The sequence below is a fragment of the Pedobacter humicola genome (genome assembly GCF_056490705.1).
In genome coordinates this window covers 133,826-152,370 of record NZ_JBWJIG010000005.1, presented here as the reverse complement: position 1 = coordinate 152,370, position 18,545 = coordinate 133,826, and the positions used below count along the sequence as shown (strand labels likewise).

12 protein-coding genes are annotated in these 18,545 nt (G+C 37.6%); 5 read left to right on the top strand and 7 right to left on the bottom strand.

Going from position 1 to position 18,545, the window contains the following annotated elements; translation table 11 throughout:
- Position 1: 1 nt before the first annotated feature.
- Complete coding sequence (locus AC04Q1_RS10350; RefSeq protein WP_478364306.1) at positions 2-703, bottom strand: GNAT family N-acetyltransferase; 702 nt, start codon at positions 701-703, stop codon at positions 2-4.
- A gap of 583 nt (positions 704-1,286) precedes the next feature.
- Between AC04Q1_RS10350 and AC04Q1_RS10345 the strand changes: the two genes are divergently transcribed.
- On the top strand, positions 1,287-1,988 hold the full coding sequence (locus AC04Q1_RS10345; protein WP_478364304.1) for a DUF4397 domain-containing protein: 702 nt from the start codon (positions 1,287-1,289) through the stop codon (positions 1,986-1,988).
- A 63-nt stretch (positions 1,989-2,051) separates the two neighbouring features.
- Here the strand turns inward: AC04Q1_RS10345 and AC04Q1_RS10340 are convergent, their stop codons facing one another.
- From AC04Q1_RS10340 to AC04Q1_RS10315, 6 genes are all read right to left on the bottom strand, one after another.
- Positions 2,052-2,522, bottom strand: coding sequence for a hypothetical protein (locus AC04Q1_RS10340; protein WP_478364302.1), 471 nt, complete (start codon positions 2,520-2,522; stop codon positions 2,052-2,054).
- Positions 2,522-3,745, bottom strand: a complete 1,224-nt coding sequence (locus tag AC04Q1_RS10335; RefSeq protein ID WP_478364300.1) for a DUF4221 family protein — start codon at positions 3,743-3,745, stop codon at positions 2,522-2,524. The genes AC04Q1_RS10340 and AC04Q1_RS10335 overlap by 1 nt, the downstream gene beginning before the upstream one ends.
- 933 nt (positions 3,746-4,678) lie before the next feature.
- Positions 4,679-5,662: a hypothetical protein gene (locus AC04Q1_RS10330; protein WP_478364298.1), complete on the bottom strand. Its 984-nt coding sequence runs from the start codon at positions 5,660-5,662 to the stop codon at positions 4,679-4,681.
- Positions 5,663-5,680: 18 nt separating this feature from the next.
- Positions 5,681-6,367: a hypothetical protein gene (locus AC04Q1_RS10325; protein ID WP_478364296.1), complete on the bottom strand. Its 687-nt coding sequence runs from the start codon at positions 6,365-6,367 to the stop codon at positions 5,681-5,683.
- Positions 6,368-6,393: 26 nt separating this feature from the next.
- Entirely contained in the window at positions 6,394-7,911 is a 1,518-nt protein-coding gene (locus AC04Q1_RS10320; protein WP_478364294.1) for a RagB/SusD family nutrient uptake outer membrane protein, read from the bottom strand.
- 10 nt (positions 7,912-7,921) lie between these two features.
- On the bottom strand, positions 7,922-11,101 hold the full coding sequence (locus tag AC04Q1_RS10315) for a SusC/RagA family TonB-linked outer membrane protein (protein WP_478364292.1): 3,180 nt from the start codon (positions 11,099-11,101) through the stop codon (positions 7,922-7,924).
- Between the two features lie 461 nt (positions 11,102-11,562).
- On the opposite strand from AC04Q1_RS10315, the gene AC04Q1_RS10310 reads away from it, so the two are divergent.
- From AC04Q1_RS10310 to AC04Q1_RS10295, 4 genes are all read left to right on the top strand, one after another.
- Entirely contained in the window at positions 11,563-14,022 is a 2,460-nt protein-coding gene (locus tag AC04Q1_RS10310; protein WP_478364290.1) for a TonB-dependent receptor domain-containing protein, read from the top strand.
- Positions 14,023-14,048: 26 nt separating this feature from the next.
- Positions 14,049-16,466, top strand: coding sequence for a TonB-dependent siderophore receptor (locus AC04Q1_RS10305; RefSeq protein ID WP_478364288.1), 2,418 nt, complete (start codon positions 14,049-14,051; stop codon positions 16,464-16,466).
- A gap of 65 nt (positions 16,467-16,531) precedes the next feature.
- A complete protein-coding gene (locus AC04Q1_RS10300; RefSeq protein WP_478364286.1) occupies positions 16,532-17,242 on the top strand; it encodes a DUF4198 domain-containing protein in 711 nt (236 codons plus the stop codon).
- 79 nt (positions 17,243-17,321) lie between these two features.
- Entirely contained in the window at positions 17,322-18,527 is a 1,206-nt protein-coding gene (locus AC04Q1_RS10295) for a PepSY-associated TM helix domain-containing protein (RefSeq protein WP_478364284.1), read from the top strand.
- The last annotated feature ends 18 nt before the right edge of the window (positions 18,528-18,545 follow it).

Below are 18,545 nucleotides of genomic sequence, written 5' to 3'. Positions count from 1 at the left end.
GCTATTTAAATAAAAGGGTAAATAAAAATAAAAGGGCTTTTAAGCCTGTTTTGTTAGGCTTAGGTTTAACAACTAAACGTTGTTTGATGCGCATAAAGCGCTCATATAATTTGGGTTTCTTTTGCAGTTCTTCGGCAAACTGTTTGGCTACTTCATGTTTCTTTTCTGCAGGATCGTAAAGCATGGCCGTGCACATACAGTTCTTACGTTCTTTCATTTTCAGAATTTCGAAGTTGACACAGCTCTGGCAGCCTTTCCAAAATTCTTCATCCTGTGTAAGTTCGCTGTAGGTTACCGGTTCGTAGCCTAAATCAGAATTGATTTTCATTACCGCTAAACCTGTTGTTAAACCAAATATTTTTGCCTTTGGATACAACTTTCTCGATAAACCGAAAATTTCGTTTTTAATGGCTTTTGCCAATCCCGCTTTGCGGTATTTAGGACTTACTACCAAACCACTGTTGGCCACAAACTGGCCATGGCTCCAGGTTTCTATATAGCAAAATCCCGCCCATGAGCCGTCCTTATGGAAAGCAATAACCGATTTGCCCTCCTGCATTTTATTGGAAATGTATTCTGGCGAACGCTTAGCAATGCCGGTTCCACGAGCTTTTGCCGATTCTGCCATTTCGGTTACTATTTCTTCTGCAAATACACGATGTTCAGGAAGTGCAACCTGCACTATAAATTCGTTAATATCCATTCGTTTTCTAACGAAAAATTATAAGTATTCTTGTTAATTGGGTTTTTAGAGAGGATCAATTCCTCGTTACGTTTAGTGTAGGTACTAAATACGTGGAGTGAAATTTTGCCGGCTTGTGGGACAATAAAATACGGGTTGAAAATGATTAATAAACAGACCTTTCCCAGACACCATTTGTGTTGGGGAAACTGAAAGTTTATGTAAAATCTGTTTAATCATTTCTTGCGTATTAAAACGGCTTTAACTCTATTGAGGTGCAAAGGTTTAAATAAAAATCGAGTTACACAATAATATCGTGATTTTTTTATGTTAAGCTTTTGGTTTTATTGAACTAATCTGACTTAATCGGCCTGTGGTGACGCTTTAAGCCATTCAGAATTTTCACCCTGATTTTATCCTCAAGGCATCTTTAACTGACCATTTTAACATTGTTAAAAAAAAGAGCTAAACTTTAACATCTGCTTAACATCATTTAACATCCGGAAACGACGTTTAAACGCAATATTTGTACACCTGTAGCGAATACCGTCCAGCTATCGTTTTATTGATGTTCCATAAATATTAAATCAAATTTTAAAACAACATGAAGAATTTTACACCCGTTTATTTCAAACCGCTTACTTTACTCGTGCTAGCCGCCTTTACGGCATTAACTTCTTGCAAAAAAACAGAAACTGCAGATCCTACCATAGCTTATATCAGGGTAATCAATACTTCTCCGACATTGGCAACGTATAACGCTTACTTTAATGGAACGATGGTTAATACCGCAGCACTGCCTTATGGTGGTTCTGCTTCCTATACTTCATACGCCGCGGGTTCTTACAGTTTAAAATTTACAACAGCCAGTAGTACAGAGAGTTTATTGACCAAAACCATAGCCCTGAGTGCCAGCACTTATTATTCATCTTATCTGATCAATAAACCAGCCGCATTGGATGTTTATACCATTGGTGATGATCTGTCTATTCCGGCAACGGATAAAGCTTACATCCGTTTTATCAATTTATCGCCAGACGCACCTGCATTGGATTTAGCAAAAACCGGTGCCACTACTACACTGATTACCAATAAAGCTTTCAAAAATGCGAGCGCATTTGTTGCGGTAGATGCAGGAACTTATACTTTTGATGCAAAAGAAACCGCTTCAGGATCAGTTAAAGCCACTACCGCAAGTGCTACTTTTGTAGCAGGCTATCATTATGATGTGATCTGTGGTGGTTTGGTATCACCTGCAAATGATACCGAACGTACATTGAATTTACAGGCGATATTGATTAAATAATAAGATTAAAAATCTTTTTTATAGTCGCTTTATGTCATTGGATTCAATGATATAAAGCGATTTCTATTTGATGGTGAAACCGTATTTTTTTGCCACCGTATCAACGTTGTCTAGATACAACCAATCCTTATAAAAAAGTTCTGATTTCTTAAATTCAAAAAAAGCATTTCTTTGAAAGTTGACTCCATATTTTTCCAATTCAAATCCTTCATCTACTATAAATTGTATGTTGGAATTTTTTATTGAATCTAAAACCTCAGCATTATTGCTGGGGATTACAACTATTTTTTTATAGTTACTAAATTTGTTTTCCTTCTTGTCTCCAAGCTGTTTGAGAAATTTAATGGTCTTTTCTGTACAGGAACCACAGTTTCCTGATATTACAACAATAAAAAAATTATTTAATTTACGTAGATCTGTGTTTTGCTTTTCTTTAAAGTACATATTAAGGTGTTCCTCATCTTCCGACGTCTTTCGTTTATTACATGCGGTAATTATTAATAAGAAAGCTAAAACAATATAGTACTTATTCATCAGGATTTATTTTTTGCGATTTTTATGATATCGAATCTCAAATGTAGTAGATCGACAAATTTATTTTTTCTGTGGGTTGGCGAAACAAACAAACCCTCTTTCGTAATAAACCACGTATTTGGCGAATATTTATACATTGGCAATTCTATTTCCTTAATTACTTCGAACTTTTCATTAAAAATCATTAACACCAAAGGTTTATCTAAAATGGAATTAAAATATTTACCATTCTCCTGTAATATGTTTCTTAAACTAAACCTATAATAGACATGCCGGTATTTATCATACATTACATTGAAGAACTGGCTGTTTTCTATATTATGGGTTACCCATTTTTTCGGATCTTCTCCTTCATTATAAGATATTGAATCAGCTAGATTTTTTCCTTTGGAGGGAGTTCCACCATAACAGGTAATTGTTGAATCTTTAGGGTTATACTGATAGATATTGGATTCATAAAGATAGCTATATGTTAAAACACCTTGTTTTTGATGTTCACTCGTAACGATAGATGTTAAAAAACCTGCACTGCCTTTAATTTTGTACAGATAATCAGAATATGAAATTGGAAGAAATGTGAGTTTCTCGGTGCTCATATTTAAAGAAGCAAAAGCAGGCATTTTTTTATTCCAATCAAAGTTATTGTATACTTGGTTTAGAACAAGCTGATTATTATAAAAAAACATTTTAGAATCATGACTATACGAAATTAACTTACCTGGCATATTATTTTGAATTGATATGCCATCCATTGAAATCTCTTGCTTCTTTCGCAGATTTGTATCTATTACAATCAGTTTTTCATTGCTATAGTTAAGTATTATAGAACTAAAATTTATTATACCAATATCCACTACACTTCTACTTTTATCTAAATCTTTCTTATCTAAATTCTTGAATGATAAACCTTTACCAATTAAGCTCAACTGCTTAAACCTCTTACGGTTTGTTAAATCAAAAATATCAATACTCGATGATATAGGGTTATATCCTAAAAGATAATCTACATTGTGCTCGCTGTATTGGGTATAGGTAAAATACGGACCTCCATACTCTTGTTCCAGAGGTATTTGTATAGAATCTATTTTAATCTCATATTTCCAGGCATCTTTGGCTGATTTTGAAATTATTATATATTCATTTTGATCAGTGCTTTTACAGGAAATAAAACAAATACAGCTAATAAATATAAGACAAAAGACAAGCGATAGATATTTAAGCATACAAAATATTTAATCCGGTGACGTTTGACAATTCACTAAAGGACTGCAACTCGGTCAACCGATTGGTGATCCAGAAAAACATCCAAATGCTATGCTTCCGAAATCACATGGAGATGGGTGGGGGTGGACATGACAGTGGATTTAAGCACTCCGGACCTGTTTGAAGGCTCCCCTTGCATCCAAAAAGACTAGATCCAGGACAAGGATATAGACGAAGAATTGTCAGTGGGCCACAATCCTTCTGCCCTATACATGGCTGGCCAGATGTGCCTCCGCAACCAATAAATCCATCAGGGCATGTTTTCACGTAGCTCCCCATTACTTGATTAGTGATCAACTTCAACGAGGTCAAATTTTGATTAAGCGGTATTGCTTTTGTTACTTTGTAATTTACTTCATTTTCCTTACTATAAGAAAACAAACAAATAGTTGTTAGAACAAGGCAAATAGTTATAACTAATTTCATATTAGTACATAGTTTAGTGAGTGTTAATTATTTTTTACTTTGATTACATTAAATTATTAAGTATTACTTGGTACGATTGGTGCTGGAGCAGTTTTCATTAATCCCTATAAATGAATACTTACTACTGTGAATTTAGTATTATTACCCCCTAAATTGTAACTTTTTTTTAACTGAAAACGACCACATATTAACCAAAAGAATCGACTTTAGATGAAATTAATTTTATTAATTTCGGTATATTTACTAATCATTATCAATTTATCAATAACTTATTAACTGAAGATTAAACCTACTTCAGCATGACAATTGAATTTTTCGGAATTAGTATTTTGCACATAAAAAACGTAAAATCGACCAGTTGATATTTGATACCTAAAATTGAATGTAAGAGGGCAATTTTCGATATGAAAATTGCCCTTTTATTTGTTTTCAGTTAAAGGTTGTGTAAATATTGATCAACCTATCTGCTATTTTTTGACTACATCAGGGAATTTTACCTGGATTATATAAGTTCCCTCAAGCTTCAATTGCCACGACCATCTTGGATTTACAGAAAAACCTGGCGATGCCGGAAAGCCATCTATCGTCTTTATAAAGGTGCTCGGTATTCGGTAGTACATCAAAAAGCCCCAATCGGTAGTTGGCGTAACATATTTTGTTAAAGGAAACGGTGCTACCTCAAAATCGCAAATCATGGCGGTATCCGTCTGGATTACAGGGTTAAATTTCGCATAGTTTTCAAAAATTGGCCTATCTCCCCTTGCTATAATTTCTCCTGCCTTAGGATTAAAAACTTTACCATTTTTATCCACCATCTTTAAAATTGCCCTCGCACCATCGTTAGAAATTTTGGTACAGGTAATGATTGGGTTTTTCATTGGCGTTGCTACACCCGTAACATCATTAAAGCCGTTAGCAACATTATCTGTGATAACGAATAAATCTTCAATGCTCGGATCTACAACGTTGATCGTGGCCAGTTTCGGAAAAAGTTTCGTGCCGGTACGATTCGTCATTTCCACATCAAAAACATATCTGCCTAAGGGTAAATTGGCTGATGCCTTGTTAAAGGTAAGCTGACCGCTATTCTCATTAAAATACATGGGTAGTCTCTTCACCAATTCTCGTTTTTTATCCAGTTGTTCACGCGTAACATCTATTTCTGGATCAAAATTCATCCCTGTTTTAAACACTAAGATTTCGTATTCTTTTGAAAATTCTGCCGGTGCCGGAGAACCATCTTCTTTTCGCAAGTTTAACATTTTAAAGGTAAATGGCGGGGTGGATCCATCGGCATTAATCCTGTCAGATTGAACAATGATTAAGCCTCTTTTCGCAAAAATATCATTGTCTTTATAGCGAATACCGTCACTCTGAAAACCTTTCTCAATTTTAGTGCAGGCATACATGCTCAGTAGAAAAAGTATACCTAAAATATATTTAATTTTCATGCTTTTTAAAATTTATAGTTAATTGCCAAGAGGTTGAGCGTTAAAGAACAAACGGTGATTTCCATTTAAAACATGAACAATTCCTGTTTTGGTGATAATTCCCGAAGTTTGAATATCTTCCGCCTTGTCTTTCTGATTTTCTGGTATTGCATTCACATCGGGTTCTTTGTCATCACGCGTACCAATCACTTTGGTATAGGTAACATAATCTACGTAATTTATATACTCACTAAACTCGTAAGAACGCCTAAATTTTATCAAGTATTGAACGTTTGGGATTACACCCAATAAACTATTATATAATTTACCCCCAAGCGTAATCTGATCCCTGTTTATTTTTCCTGCAAACAGATAGGTTTTTAAAGAATCGCTCAACTCCTGTGATGGAATATCCTTTATTCCGAAATTAAAATTTTCATTTCCGGTTTCAATAGCCTTTTGGTTTTTCTTTGCCTTTACATAATCGGCAACGCTATAATTGGTGGCAGCAAAGAAGGTAACATCTCCATTTACGACATCTTTTAAGCCCGCTTTATCAATCACTTTAACCAAAGAATCAAAATTCCTGTTAGATTTTAAATAATCGTAGGTGGTCATGTCCACATAAGCGTTACTAGTCCCGCCATCACGTTTATAATCGTCTTTTTTACATGCCGATAAGACAGTTAAGGCTATGCATATATATATTAAAATATTATTTTTCATGTCTTTTAATCTAAGAATCAACTTATTTACACTTTACCCAACCAATAGGTAGTTTGTTTCAGATATGGATTGTTCCTAAATAAAGCAGGATCTAGAGGCCAATAAAAGCCTTCTTTTCTAAATCTTGCTTCAGGAAGCCAGTCTACAATAAAACCATATCTCCGCGTCCGCAGCAAATCATAAAACAAATGCCCTTCCAAAAACATTTCTCTCCCACGTTCTATAATATATTCGTCCATTACCTCATCTACTGTTAAGCCAGCATCTACCAAAACAGGATCAGGATCATTTCTTCTTCTAAAGTTATTAATAATCGTAGTTGCAGTTGCGGCATCGCCTTTGTAAAGTGCAATTTCCGCTTTCAGTAACTGCATATCCCCCAATCTGAAGATGATGATGTTATTGCTTAGATAAGGGTTTAACTTTTGCCCCGGATTCCGGTAAGTTACATTGCTGTATTTAATGCACATGGGTTTTTCCGGCAGTGTAAAATCAAAACCCTTTTTATACCTGATATCGGTATCAGTATAAAAATGATCATTGATATACCTCGGTACTACATAAAACCTGGGATTGTTGCCAAATCCATTAATATAGCTTCCGTTTAGAAACTCCGCACCTACTGAACTGGCTGATCCCTCGAGTGTATTTTCGCTAATGTTAATTTCGAAAATACCTTCCGAAGAACGGCCTATAAATGTATTTTTATAATTGGCGGTATCAGTTAAAGTATAACCTCCTTTACTTACGAGGGTATTAATCGTGGTATCGGCACTATTTACATCAACTAAATTTGGTGCATCGGTAGATATGTTCGACATTGTTGCACGCCATAAATACAAATGGGCCAAAAGCGCATAGGCAGAACCCTTATTGGCGGTAACTTTTGCATCGCCTGTGTTGGCGTAAGTCCAACTCAATAGATTAATGGCTTTATGGCAATCATCCTCGATCTGTTTCATTACTTCTGCCTTAGGCCTTCTAGGCAGTTGAGGCGAATTAAGAGGATCTTCATATGCTTCGGTAACTATTGGCACATCGCCCCATACCCGCACCATCATAAAATAACTCAAGGCCCTTAAAAAATAAGCTTGCCCTACAACATTATTTCTGAATTCAATAGGATCATCCTCCTCAGACAATTGAGCATCTGTCATACCGGCTGCCTTTTGCAATATGAGATTAGACATGGCTATACTTTTATAATAAAGCGTATAATTAGCCAATGTATTTAGGTTGTATTGAAAAGTAAAGTCTCCATTTTGTATGCCTTCAAGCCCATCACCCGTATACTGTATTGTAAAGTAATTTTTAGCAATGGCATCTCCATACATGTAATACCGGTTACTTTTATCAGTAATGGCATTGCGGAACAAGGCATAGTTACCAGCCATAGCACTCCTTACATCTTTAGCCGTCTTCCAAAAAGTTTGTTCATATGGTGCATTTTTAGGTTCTTCGTAAAGTAGCTTTTTACACGCACTGGTACTTACTATAATGATTACAGTGCTTAATATGGCGAGTTTTGTGATTATATTTTTCATCTTAATAGTATTAAAATTGAACTTGAAGACCTAGAGTGTATTTTTTCGGAATCGGGTATCCATTCCCACTATATTCTCCATACCCGTTTACAGCCTCTGCGTCTGGCAACTTTTTAGATTGTTGGAACATGTGCACATTATCAATCATAGCAAACACTTTAAACTGGCTTAAGCCCCACCTGCTCAAAGTTTTTGCTCCTAAATCGTATCCAAGGGTAATATTTTTTATTCTTAAATAACCGCCTTTTTCTAAGAAAAACGTTTGTGCACCCGTGTAATAATAACGGTAAGTACCCAAATCATATTTAGCATATTCAGCATTGTCGCCAGGATTTCTCCAAATATTCAACTTGTCTAAATCCGGTGTTGAGAAACGAGCAAATTGATATATCGCATTTCCGTCTTGAGAATTTGCAAAACGATCGGAATCGAATAAATTGAGTACATCTCTTTTAAAGGTAAATGCTGCAAAAATACTCAATGAGAAGTTTTTATAATTAAAATTATTGGTCCAGCCTCCTGTAAAACGAGGATTAGGATCTCCAATAGGTTGTTTATCTGGATTAATCCCATCATTAAAAATATCCACAAAATAATCGCCATCTAAATCGGCCAGGTAAAAATCTCCCTCATTAAAAGTGCCGTTGCTATTTCGGTATCTTTCGCCCGTATATGGATTTTGCGGGATATCTCCGGTTCTGGAAAACACCCCCTTGGTTTGATAAAGATAAAATGCGTTAAGCGGACTACCTACTGATAAAATGTGGGTTTTATCAAACCGATCACCGCTTAAAATGATATCTCTACCCCCATTAGGTAAACTCATCACCTGGTTTTTGTTATAAGAAATATTAAATGAAGTATTCCACCTAAATGGCTTGTTAATCGGATTGGCATTAAAAGTCAGCTCCATACCAGAATTACGCACCGAAAAAGCATTGGTAAAAGCCACATCATAACCTGAGGTAACGGGCAAATCAACATTGAACAATTTATCTTTAACCTCTTTGTTATATACTTCAAAGGTAAATGCATATTTTCCGTTTTGGATTTCAATATCGGTACCAATGTTCCATTGGGTAGATTTTTCCCAGCTTAAATCTTTTTGTGCTACACCATTCCTAAAATTAGGTGTAATAACTGTAACACCATTGTAAGAGGTAGAACCACCATTACCTGAAAAACCACCATTATTAACCAGGTAATTGTTATATTGTACATAAGCATTTTTCAGGTCTTCATTACCGGTGGCACCCCAACTACCCCGGATTTTAATCAGGCTAAATGGATTATTAGTGATGTTTTTAATGAAGTTTTCTTCTGAGAGGATCCACCCAACCGATACTGATGGGAAAACACCATACTTGTTGTTTTCGCCAAAACCAGATGAACCATCCGTCCTGATCGTTCCCGATAACAGGTATTTTTCTGCATAATCATAGTTAAACCTACCATAATAAGCTATTAATCCATGGGCCCGATATTCTGAATAGCCAAAAATATTTGCCTGTTGAAAGCCTGTTACTACTTGTACATCATCAGAAGCACCACCAAAGCCAGCAGCTTGTGTGTTTTGATACTGATTATACTCTATATCTTGCCCCACTACAGCCGTAAAAGAATGTTTGCCGAGGTTACCGATATAATTCAAATAATTAGAAGTTCTTAAGCCCATTCCGGTAGATGAAAAGCTGCTGGCACTGTTACCTAAACCATTATTTAAAAGACTGCTGACGCTGGCATCTCTTCGTGAATTATCTGATGTGTAAGACGACTGGGAGTTTAACGTAAAATGTTTATTAAACTCGTAGCTTAAATTTAGGTAAGCTCCAAACTGATTAGAAATGTTCTTATCTAAGTTTTCACTGTTGGGGTTTACAAAAAAGTCGAGTTTCTCGGGGGATAAGCTGAGTAGGGATGACGGCAAGTTCCCTGAACCTACCTTGGTGGGTTTAGAAGGATCGTTAGGGTCTTCGTTGCCTCTGGCCCGATCGGCCCTCGAGTAAGAAAATTGTGGGTTGATCATCAATTTTTTATTTAACGCCCTTGAGGTTAAGTTGATCCTGGTACTATAGCGTTTAAACCCTGTTCCTTTTACAACACCCTGTTCGTTATAATAGCCTCCACTAAAACGGTAAGTCATTCCATTATCCGAACCACCAGTTAAACTGATGTTGTTATCATTAATTTTACCAACCTGATAAAATAAATCCTGCCAGTCTGTATTACCATTGAATATCGGGTTCAAACTATCAGTAAGCAGGTATGGTAGCTGTCTTCTCTGGTCGTAACTAAGCTGCCTTTGTAAAACTTCCATTTTTTGTCTGCGTTCAGTAGTTCCCATAGTGGCTTCACGTAAATCTGGTCGTTGTACAAAACCTGCATAACTGCTTAGGGCAATTTTTGTTTCCCCGCTAACCCCTTTTTTGGTTGTTATTAATATAACGCCATTTGCAGCTCTCGAACCATAAATAGCCGCCGCCGAAGCATCTTTTAATACGTCAATAGATTCAATATCATTGGGGTTGATACCAGCCAGATAGTTGGTTCCCGTACCTGTTCCGGGCGGCACAAAATCGTCAGAAGATTGAGGCACCCCATCTACCACATATAAGGGTGATCTTATTACATTAAACTGGTCGTAACTGGTACTCCCTGTTGAGTTACCCCTAACGGAAACTGTGGGCGCTACCCCTGGCTGCCCTGTAAAGTTTTGAACATTTATACCGGCAAGCCTACCCTGCAATAATTGATCGAAGCTCGCAGCCGGTAAATTGGCCAGTTCTTTTCCCGAAATACTGGAAATAGAGGCTGTTGATTTTTTCCTGGTTATTTTCTGATAACCGATCAGTACCACCTCATCGAGCACTTTGTTGTCGTCTTGTAACGAAAAGTTGATGGTGCCACTTGCCGTAATTGTTTTTTCAACAGTAACGAAACCGACTATCCTGGCCACTAGAACAGCCTTATCGCTTTGTACAGCCAATGTGAATTTCCCTTCAGCATTGGTTGAGGTACCATTTTTTGTCCCCTTTTCTAAGATGGATACCCCGGGGATAGGTTTATCATTTTGATCTAAAACGGTTCCTCTTATTGTTTTCTGGGCAAAAGCCAGCCAGGGAATTAACAAATAAAAGAAGGTGGCCGCTAAAAATTTCACATAGGGATGTCTTGTAGAATTTTTTTCCATTGATGATTAGTTAGGGATGATTAGTTGTGTTTGAGTTATAAGTAAAAGTATCAGAAATTTTACTTGGATTTTAATTGGTTATTAACTAAGAAAAGCAATATTTTAACCTAAAAAACAACCATCACACCGTATTTAATTTCATAAATAGGGGTATCTACAATTAAAAATGTGCGATTAGCAACGTAAAAGGCGCATTTTCCACCAATTTTGTCAGTTTTTCGGAGTGTAATAGCAGTAATTACCAACAAAACATTTCTTACCGAAAAAAATCAGTAAAATACTGATAATAATAGCTACTAAATCGTTAAACTAACTCATTAGGGCATTAATAATTGCCAATATCAAAAATCTCGTTTCACATAATCGCTTTCTTTATTTAGAATAAATCAAAATAATTTGGATTATAGGATTTTCTACCGTTATTTTGCACCTGTTTAGAATTAATCCAAATAAATACTATCATGCTTAAAATCAAACTTTTTAGTTTAACATTTCTTTTAACTTTTATAAGCTTACTCACCTTCGCCCAGCAGTTTTCGACTATTAGTGGTACTGTTACCACTTCAGATGGAAAACCAGCCGCTTATATTTCGGTAGGTTTAAAGGGTAAGGGTTTAGGGAATGTGACCAACGATAAGGGTGTTTTTGAAATACAAAGAGTTAAACCAGGTTCTTATATCTTACGCGCATCGGGTGTTGGCATTCAGAGCATCGAAAAATCTGTGGTAATTGCCGCAGGGGAGAATAAAACTGTTGATTTCGTCATCAGCCAAAATTCAAATCAGCTTACCGAGGTAAACATCAGTCAGGGAAGGGCTAATAAATATGCCACCAAAAAGAGTGATTATGTTTCTAAAATGCCACTTAACAATTTAGAGAACCCGCAGGTGTACACCACGATTACCAAAGCGACCTTTAATGATCAGTTGATCTTTTCGGTTGACGATGCCACGCGTAATGCTGTTGGTATTCAAAAAATGTGGGAGTCGACTTCACGTGGTGGAGACGGTGGCGCATATTATGCGTCCAGGGGTTTTATCGTACAATCGAAACTAAGAAACGGAATTGCAGGTAATGTAACCAGCCGTAACGATGCGGCCAATATTGAAAGTGTTGAGGTAATTAAAGGACCGTCTGCTACCTTATTTGGCAGTACTTTAACTTCTTATGGGGGCTTGATCAACCGTGTAACCAAAAAGCCTTTCGAAGGTATTGGTGGAGAAGTAACTTATTCGGCAGGTAGCTATGACTTAAACAGGATAAGTACCGATTTTAATTTCCCTGTTGATAAAGCTAACCATATTTACGCACGCCTAAATACTTCTTACAACTACAAAGGTTCTTTCCAGGAGAATGTATATGATAGAGGTTTCTTTATTGCACCAAGTTTATCATATAAAGTGAACGATAAACTGGATTTTACTTTTGACGCGGAAATCGCCAATGGTAAAAACACGTTAAAACCTTTCGTTTTCTTCTATTTCCCTGTAAAAGATCTTGGTTTTGATCGGGCAGATCAATCTGGGATACCTTACGACAAATCTTTCACCGCTGATGCGATGAAACAAAAATACAACAGTACAAATTTCTTTGGTCAGGCCAATTATCAATTTAACGAAAACTGGTCATCACATACCAGTTTTTCATCGAGCTATAGTTTTTCTAACGGTCGTGGTACTTATTTGTTCCTCGTTCCAAATAACTATCCTCCGCTCGGCAATCCAACTGCTGCACCTGGAGCCGATTTAATATCAAGGGCAGATCAATCGACCGACAATAGTAAACTTTACAATTACGAAGTACAACAAAACTTTAATGGTACTTTTAACTTAGGATCTATCAAAAACAGGATTGTTTTAGGCTTAGACTATTTACGTCAGAATTCTGACCAATTATTTTATTCGATCGATACTTTTGATTTAACCGATAAAAATGGAACCGGTGCCAATTACAATAATTTTACCGAGCATAATTTAGCTGCCTTTTATGCAACAAATCCCTACTCTACGTACCTGTCAAATTTCAAAACAAATACATACAGTGCCTATGCTTCTGATGTAATCAATATCACCGACAGATTAATTGCCCTGGCTGCATTAAGGGTAGATCGTTTTGATAACAAAGGTAATTCCGACCGTTCGGGCTCGGCGCCAACAGGCGCATACAAACAAACGGTTTTCTCTCCAAAATTTGGATTGGTATTCCAACCCATTAAAGATCAATTGTCGTTATTTGCGAACTATCAAAACGGATTTAATAATGTTAACGGTCTGGATTATAAAAGAGAAGCTTTTAAACCAGAACAGGCCAACCAGATTGAAGGTGGGGTTAAGAGCAATTTGTTTGACGGAAAATTAACAGGATCAGTATCTTATTATTATATCAAAGTTAAAGATATTGTAAGGGGTTACAATGGCGATCCTTCCAACCCTAACGCTCAGATCCAGGATGGCAACAAAATCAGTAAAGGTATCGAAGCCGAAATCGTGGCAAACCCTATCAACGGTTTAAATATCATTGCCGGTTTCGCTTATAACGATAATCATTTAGAAAATGCTTCGCCGGATGTTGAGGGTAGAAGAGATGCTTATTCGGCAGCTCCATATTCTGCAAACTTATGGATCAGTTACAAATTTAACACCGGCTCACTTAGAGGTTTTGGATTGGGAGCAGGTGGTAATTATGCCAGCGACAATAGAATCGTAAATAACCTAATCATCACGCCAACATCCACCACTGAAAACGTGTTTACCCTGCCTGCCTATAAAATTTTCAATGCTTCGGTATTTTATGACCATGAAAGATTCAGGATCGGTGCAAAGGTAGACAACTTTACCAACCAAAAATACTGGACAGGTTACAGCACGATGAACCCTCAGGATCTAAGAACCTTTACTGGTAGTGTTACTTACAAATTCTAAATAAAAAACAACAATAAATATTAAAAATGAATAAAATTAAACCCATTAGCTTAACGTTCCTTCTCGCTCTTTTTAGTCTATTTTCATTTGCACAGCAACTCGGCACAATTAAGGGAAAGGTGAGCACCTCTAATGGAAAACCTGCAGCTTTTATTTCAATTGGCTTAAAAGGCAAAGGCCAGGGTACTACATCTGATGAAAACGGTAATTATACCGTTAACCGTGTAAAAGCCGGCACCTATATTATTAAGGCTTCTGCTGTTGGTATCGATCCTTCAGAAAAAAGCATTGCCATCGTAGCTGGTGAGACCAAAACTGTTGATTTTTTACTAAAAGAAAACGATCAGGTACTGGAAGAAGTTACTGTAGCCGGAATAAACCAAAAATACAAAGTAAGCTTACCTTCAGCTACGCTTAGGTTAAACGAGCCGCTATTAGAAGCGCCGCAAAACATTCAGATTGTAAGTAATCAGATTATTAAAGATCAACAGATCATTAGCATGAGCGATGGTTTGATCAGGAATGTGAGCGGTGCAGTGCGCCTTGAGCACTGGGGAGATATGTACACCAATATCTTAATGCGTGGATCTCAAATCCAAGCCATGCGCAATGGGTTTAATGTGGTTTCGTCTTATTGGGGGCCGCTTACCGAAGACATGAGCTTTGTTGACCATATCGAATTCGTAAAAGGTCCTGCGGGCTTTATGCTGGGCAATGGCGATCCAAGCGGAATGTATAATGTGGTAACCAAAAAACCTACTGGCTTAAACCAGGGTGAAGTTTCATTTAATGCCGGCAGTTTCGATCTGTACCGTACAACCATAGACTTTGACCACAAGCTAACCGCAGACGGAAAATTTCTATTCCGGTTAAACGCAGCGGCACAAAACAAAGCTTCATTTAGACCATACGAAAAAAACGACCGCTACAGCTTCGCACCAGTACTGAGCTATCAGATCACCCCCAGCACTAAATTAACGGCAGAATATGTTTTGCAAAATGCAAAAATGACCGAGGTAGGTTCTTATTACATCTTTAACCCTGCCGGCTATGCAAGTTTGCCAAGAGACTTTACCTTAACACAGCCTGGCGTACAGCCTACAAGGATTAACGACCATAGCGTGACTTTGAACTTAACACAACAGCTAGGCCAAAACTGGAAACTAACCGCACAGGCGGCTTATTATAAATATTTACAAAATGGCTCAAGCTCTTGGCCATCAGTAATAAATGCAAATGGTACGGTTATTCGAAATGTTGGTATATGGGATGCTGAAAGTACCATGAAATTAGGACAGTTATTTGTTAACGGAACAGTTAAAACCGGAGGCATCGTACACCGCATTTTAGCCGGATTTGATGGTGGCAAGAAAAGTTATATTGCAGATTGGGGCCAATCGCACGATTTAGATTTGGCAAGTGCTCCATTTGACCTGTACAACCCAAATTATGGATTCCCATCAAACGGTTATCCAAACTTTGACCGTAGCACACCATTATTACAAAGGGCAATTGCGGCGGGAGGTTTAATGGACCAGAAATACCTGAGCGGTTATGTGCAGGATGAGCTGGGCTTTTTTAACAACATTGTCCGTTTAACCCTTGCTGGCCGTTATACCTACGTTAACCAATCGGCATATGGAAGTCCGGCAGATAAAGCGAAGCATGTTACCCCTAGGGTGGGTTTAAGCGTATCCGTAGATAAAAATACTTCTGTTTATGCGGTTTACGATGAAGCATTTACCCCACAGACCGGCTTTTTCCGGGATGGTGGCACCGCAAAACCCATTACCGGCAACAATAAAGAATTTGGTATCAAAAAAGACTGGTTTGACGGCCGTTGGAACACCACCCTATCGCTTTATAGAATTACCAAACAAAACGAGATTACCGGGGATCCCAACAATAAGGCAGGAGAAACTTTTAGCATCGTAATTGGCGAAAAAAGAGCACAGGGTGTAGAGTTTGATATCCGTGGTGAATTGGCCAAAGGATTAAACTTAATCGCGAACTATGCCTATACCGATGCGAAAGTGACCAAAGTTGCCGACGGCGTGGAGGGCGTTTATGTTGGCCAGGTGGTTCCGGGTTTTTCAAAGCATACCACTAATGCATGGTTAACCTATTCACTACAGAATGGCTTGCTTAAAGGTGCAGGTATTTCAGGAGGATTTACTTATCTGGCTGGTAGAGCAGTAGGAACATATAGTGGAGAAAACGCTAACGAAAATCTTCCCGACTATTTTAAACTGGATGGCGGTTTATTCTGGGCCAATAAAAAGATAAAAATAACGGCAAACGTGTTTAACATTTTAGACAAGTATTTATACAGCGGAGCCTATTATACCAACTATTGGAACGCACCCGACTATAATCAGGCGGTGTATTCATGGCAGGCAGAAGCACCAAGAAACTACAGAGTAAGTATAGCATACAAATTTTAATTTACCCCATCAGGAGAGACTGGATCAGATCAGTTTCTCCTGTTTTTAAAACCAAAACGGAAAACATGAAAACTAAAATCTCATTATTATTTTTCTTTCTGGCCTTTAGCATCTCTAGTGCATTTGCACATGCTTTATGGATAGAAACAGCCTCAACAGGTAAAAAAGGACAGGCGCAGGAAGTGAAAGTTTTTTTCGGAGAGTACGAAAGCAACGAACCTGATTCTGCTGCAAAATGGTTCAGCAATCTGAAAGCATTTAGCCTGGTTTTAACCGCACCGAACGGAACCACGAAGGTTTTAACAAGTACCCCAGACGTACATTTTTTTAAAGCCAGTTTCACTCCAGATCAGGACGGCACCTATAAACTTTCTATCGTACATGAAGTTGCTGCTGTTTATGAAAAAGCCAAAATAGAATATTATGCCTTTGCAGATGTTGCAGTTGGAAACGCTAAAATTAATACGGCCTTTCCTGCTACTGCAGCGTTAACCATCCGACCTGATAAACACGCATTAACCGTTGGGGAAACTTCAGTTCACCAGGTGATTTACAACAAAGCACCTTTTGCAAAACAAAAGTTAACCCTTGTAAATACTGAGCGAAAAGCGCAGCCTACTGAAACCGATGCAGAAGGAAAATTCACTTTTAAACCAGAAAAAAAAGGAAATTATTTCCTTGAAGCATTTACAGAAGATAAAACTCCTGGAAAATTAAATGGAAAAGACTACGAAAAAGTTTGGCATTTAGTAACTTATACTACTGAGGTGAAATAACCGAAATTATACTTAAAATTTAAAGCCAGTTGGTCTCGAAAAAAGGCCGATTGGTTCTTTTATTCATACCGCATTGCGAATGGCACTAACAAAAACATCAACCAAATCAAAAAACAAAAAATCGCGTTTGAGGCGGATAAGCGACTGGCTGCACCTGTGGCTGGGCATTGCATCTGGCTTAATCGTGCTGATGTTAGGTGTTACCGGATGTATCTATGTATTTCAAAAAGAAATTACCGAGCTCATTCATCGTAAGAAATATTTTGTTGAAGTACCTGCCAATCCAAAAACTTTACCCCTAAGTTTATTACAGGCCAATGCCGAAAAAGCACTGGGCAATAAAAAGAAAATCAATTTTATTTCAACATACAAAACACCAGAAAGGGCCTGGGAATTTGGCACTTACAAAGCTGGCGATCCTAAGGCTTTCTGGTATTTTGATTCTATTGATTATTACGATCTGGTATTGGTAAATCCATATACCGGTAAAGTAACGCTGGTTGCCGATCATAAGTATGAGTTTTTTGCTGTAGTAAAAATGATCCATTGGAGTTTGCTGATCAATCACCCCATCGGTCAGCAGATTATCGGCTGGTCTACCTTCATATTTGTATTTCTCCTCATCTCTGGAATGGTGATGTGGTGGCCTAAAAACCTTAAAAAATCTAATTTCGACAAGAGTTTTAAAGTAAAATGGAAAGCCAAGTTTAAACGCATCAATTACGACATGCACAATGTGCTGGGTTTCTACGTGATGCTGATCTGTTTAATGCTGGCCTTAACTGGTCTGGTATGGGCATTTCAATGGTTTCAAACTACAGTCTATGTTGTTGCTTCGAGAAGTGTTACCCCACCAAAAGTGGTAGAAGTTAAATCTGATTCGACAAAAAAGATAACTGCAGTTCCATTCGATATTGCTTTTGAGCAAGCCAGAAATATTTTCAAAAATGAAGACCGTATCGGAATGTCGCCCGCAGAAGGCGGTTCGGCAACCATTTATGCCACAGGTTACCGTGGTGAGGAGACCTTTTGGAATTACGACCTGCTTCAGTTTGATCAGTATTCTGGCAAACTATTACACAGAACCAACCAGTCTGAAAAAAATGCAGGTGAAACGGTTATCGGGATGAACTACGATATCCATGTGGGCGCCATTTTAGGCTTACCCGGAAAAATAATGGCATTTTTTGCCAGTTTAATTGCAGCAAGTTTGCCCATAACCGGATTTATTATCTGGTGGGGAAAAGGAAAAAAGAAAAAAAATCCCGCAGTAGCGGAAAAATAAGCACACCCTAATTAATAA

Coding starts and splice junctions, on each gene's coding strand:
- AC04Q1_RS10350 (WP_478364306.1), bottom strand. CDS start 703: ATGGATATTAACGAATTTATAGTGCAGGTTGCACTTCCTGAACATCGT.
- AC04Q1_RS10345 (WP_478364304.1), top strand. CDS start 1,287: ATGAAGAATTTTACACCCGTTTATTTCAAACCGCTTACTTTACTCGTG.
- AC04Q1_RS10340 (WP_478364302.1), bottom strand. CDS start 2,522: ATGAATAAGTACTATATTGTTTTAGCTTTCTTATTAATAATTACCGCA.
- AC04Q1_RS10335 (WP_478364300.1), bottom strand. CDS start 3,745: ATGCTTAAATATCTATCGCTTGTCTTTTGTCTTATATTTATTAGCTGT.
- AC04Q1_RS10330 (WP_478364298.1), bottom strand. CDS start 5,662: ATGAAAATTAAATATATTTTAGGTATACTTTTTCTACTGAGCATGTAT.
- AC04Q1_RS10325 (WP_478364296.1), bottom strand. CDS start 6,367: ATGAAAAATAATATTTTAATATATATATGCATAGCCTTAACTGTCTTA.
- AC04Q1_RS10320 (WP_478364294.1), bottom strand. CDS start 7,911: ATGAAAAATATAATCACAAAACTCGCCATATTAAGCACTGTAATCATT.
- AC04Q1_RS10315 (WP_478364292.1), bottom strand. CDS start 11,101: ATGGAAAAAAATTCTACAAGACATCCCTATGTGAAATTTTTAGCGGCC.
- AC04Q1_RS10310 (WP_478364290.1), top strand. CDS start 11,563: ATGCTTAAAATCAAACTTTTTAGTTTAACATTTCTTTTAACTTTTATA.
- AC04Q1_RS10305 (WP_478364288.1), top strand. CDS start 14,049: ATGAATAAAATTAAACCCATTAGCTTAACGTTCCTTCTCGCTCTTTTT.
- AC04Q1_RS10300 (WP_478364286.1), top strand. CDS start 16,532: ATGAAAACTAAAATCTCATTATTATTTTTCTTTCTGGCCTTTAGCATC.
- AC04Q1_RS10295 (WP_478364284.1), top strand. CDS start 17,322: ATGGCACTAACAAAAACATCAACCAAATCAAAAAACAAAAAATCGCGT.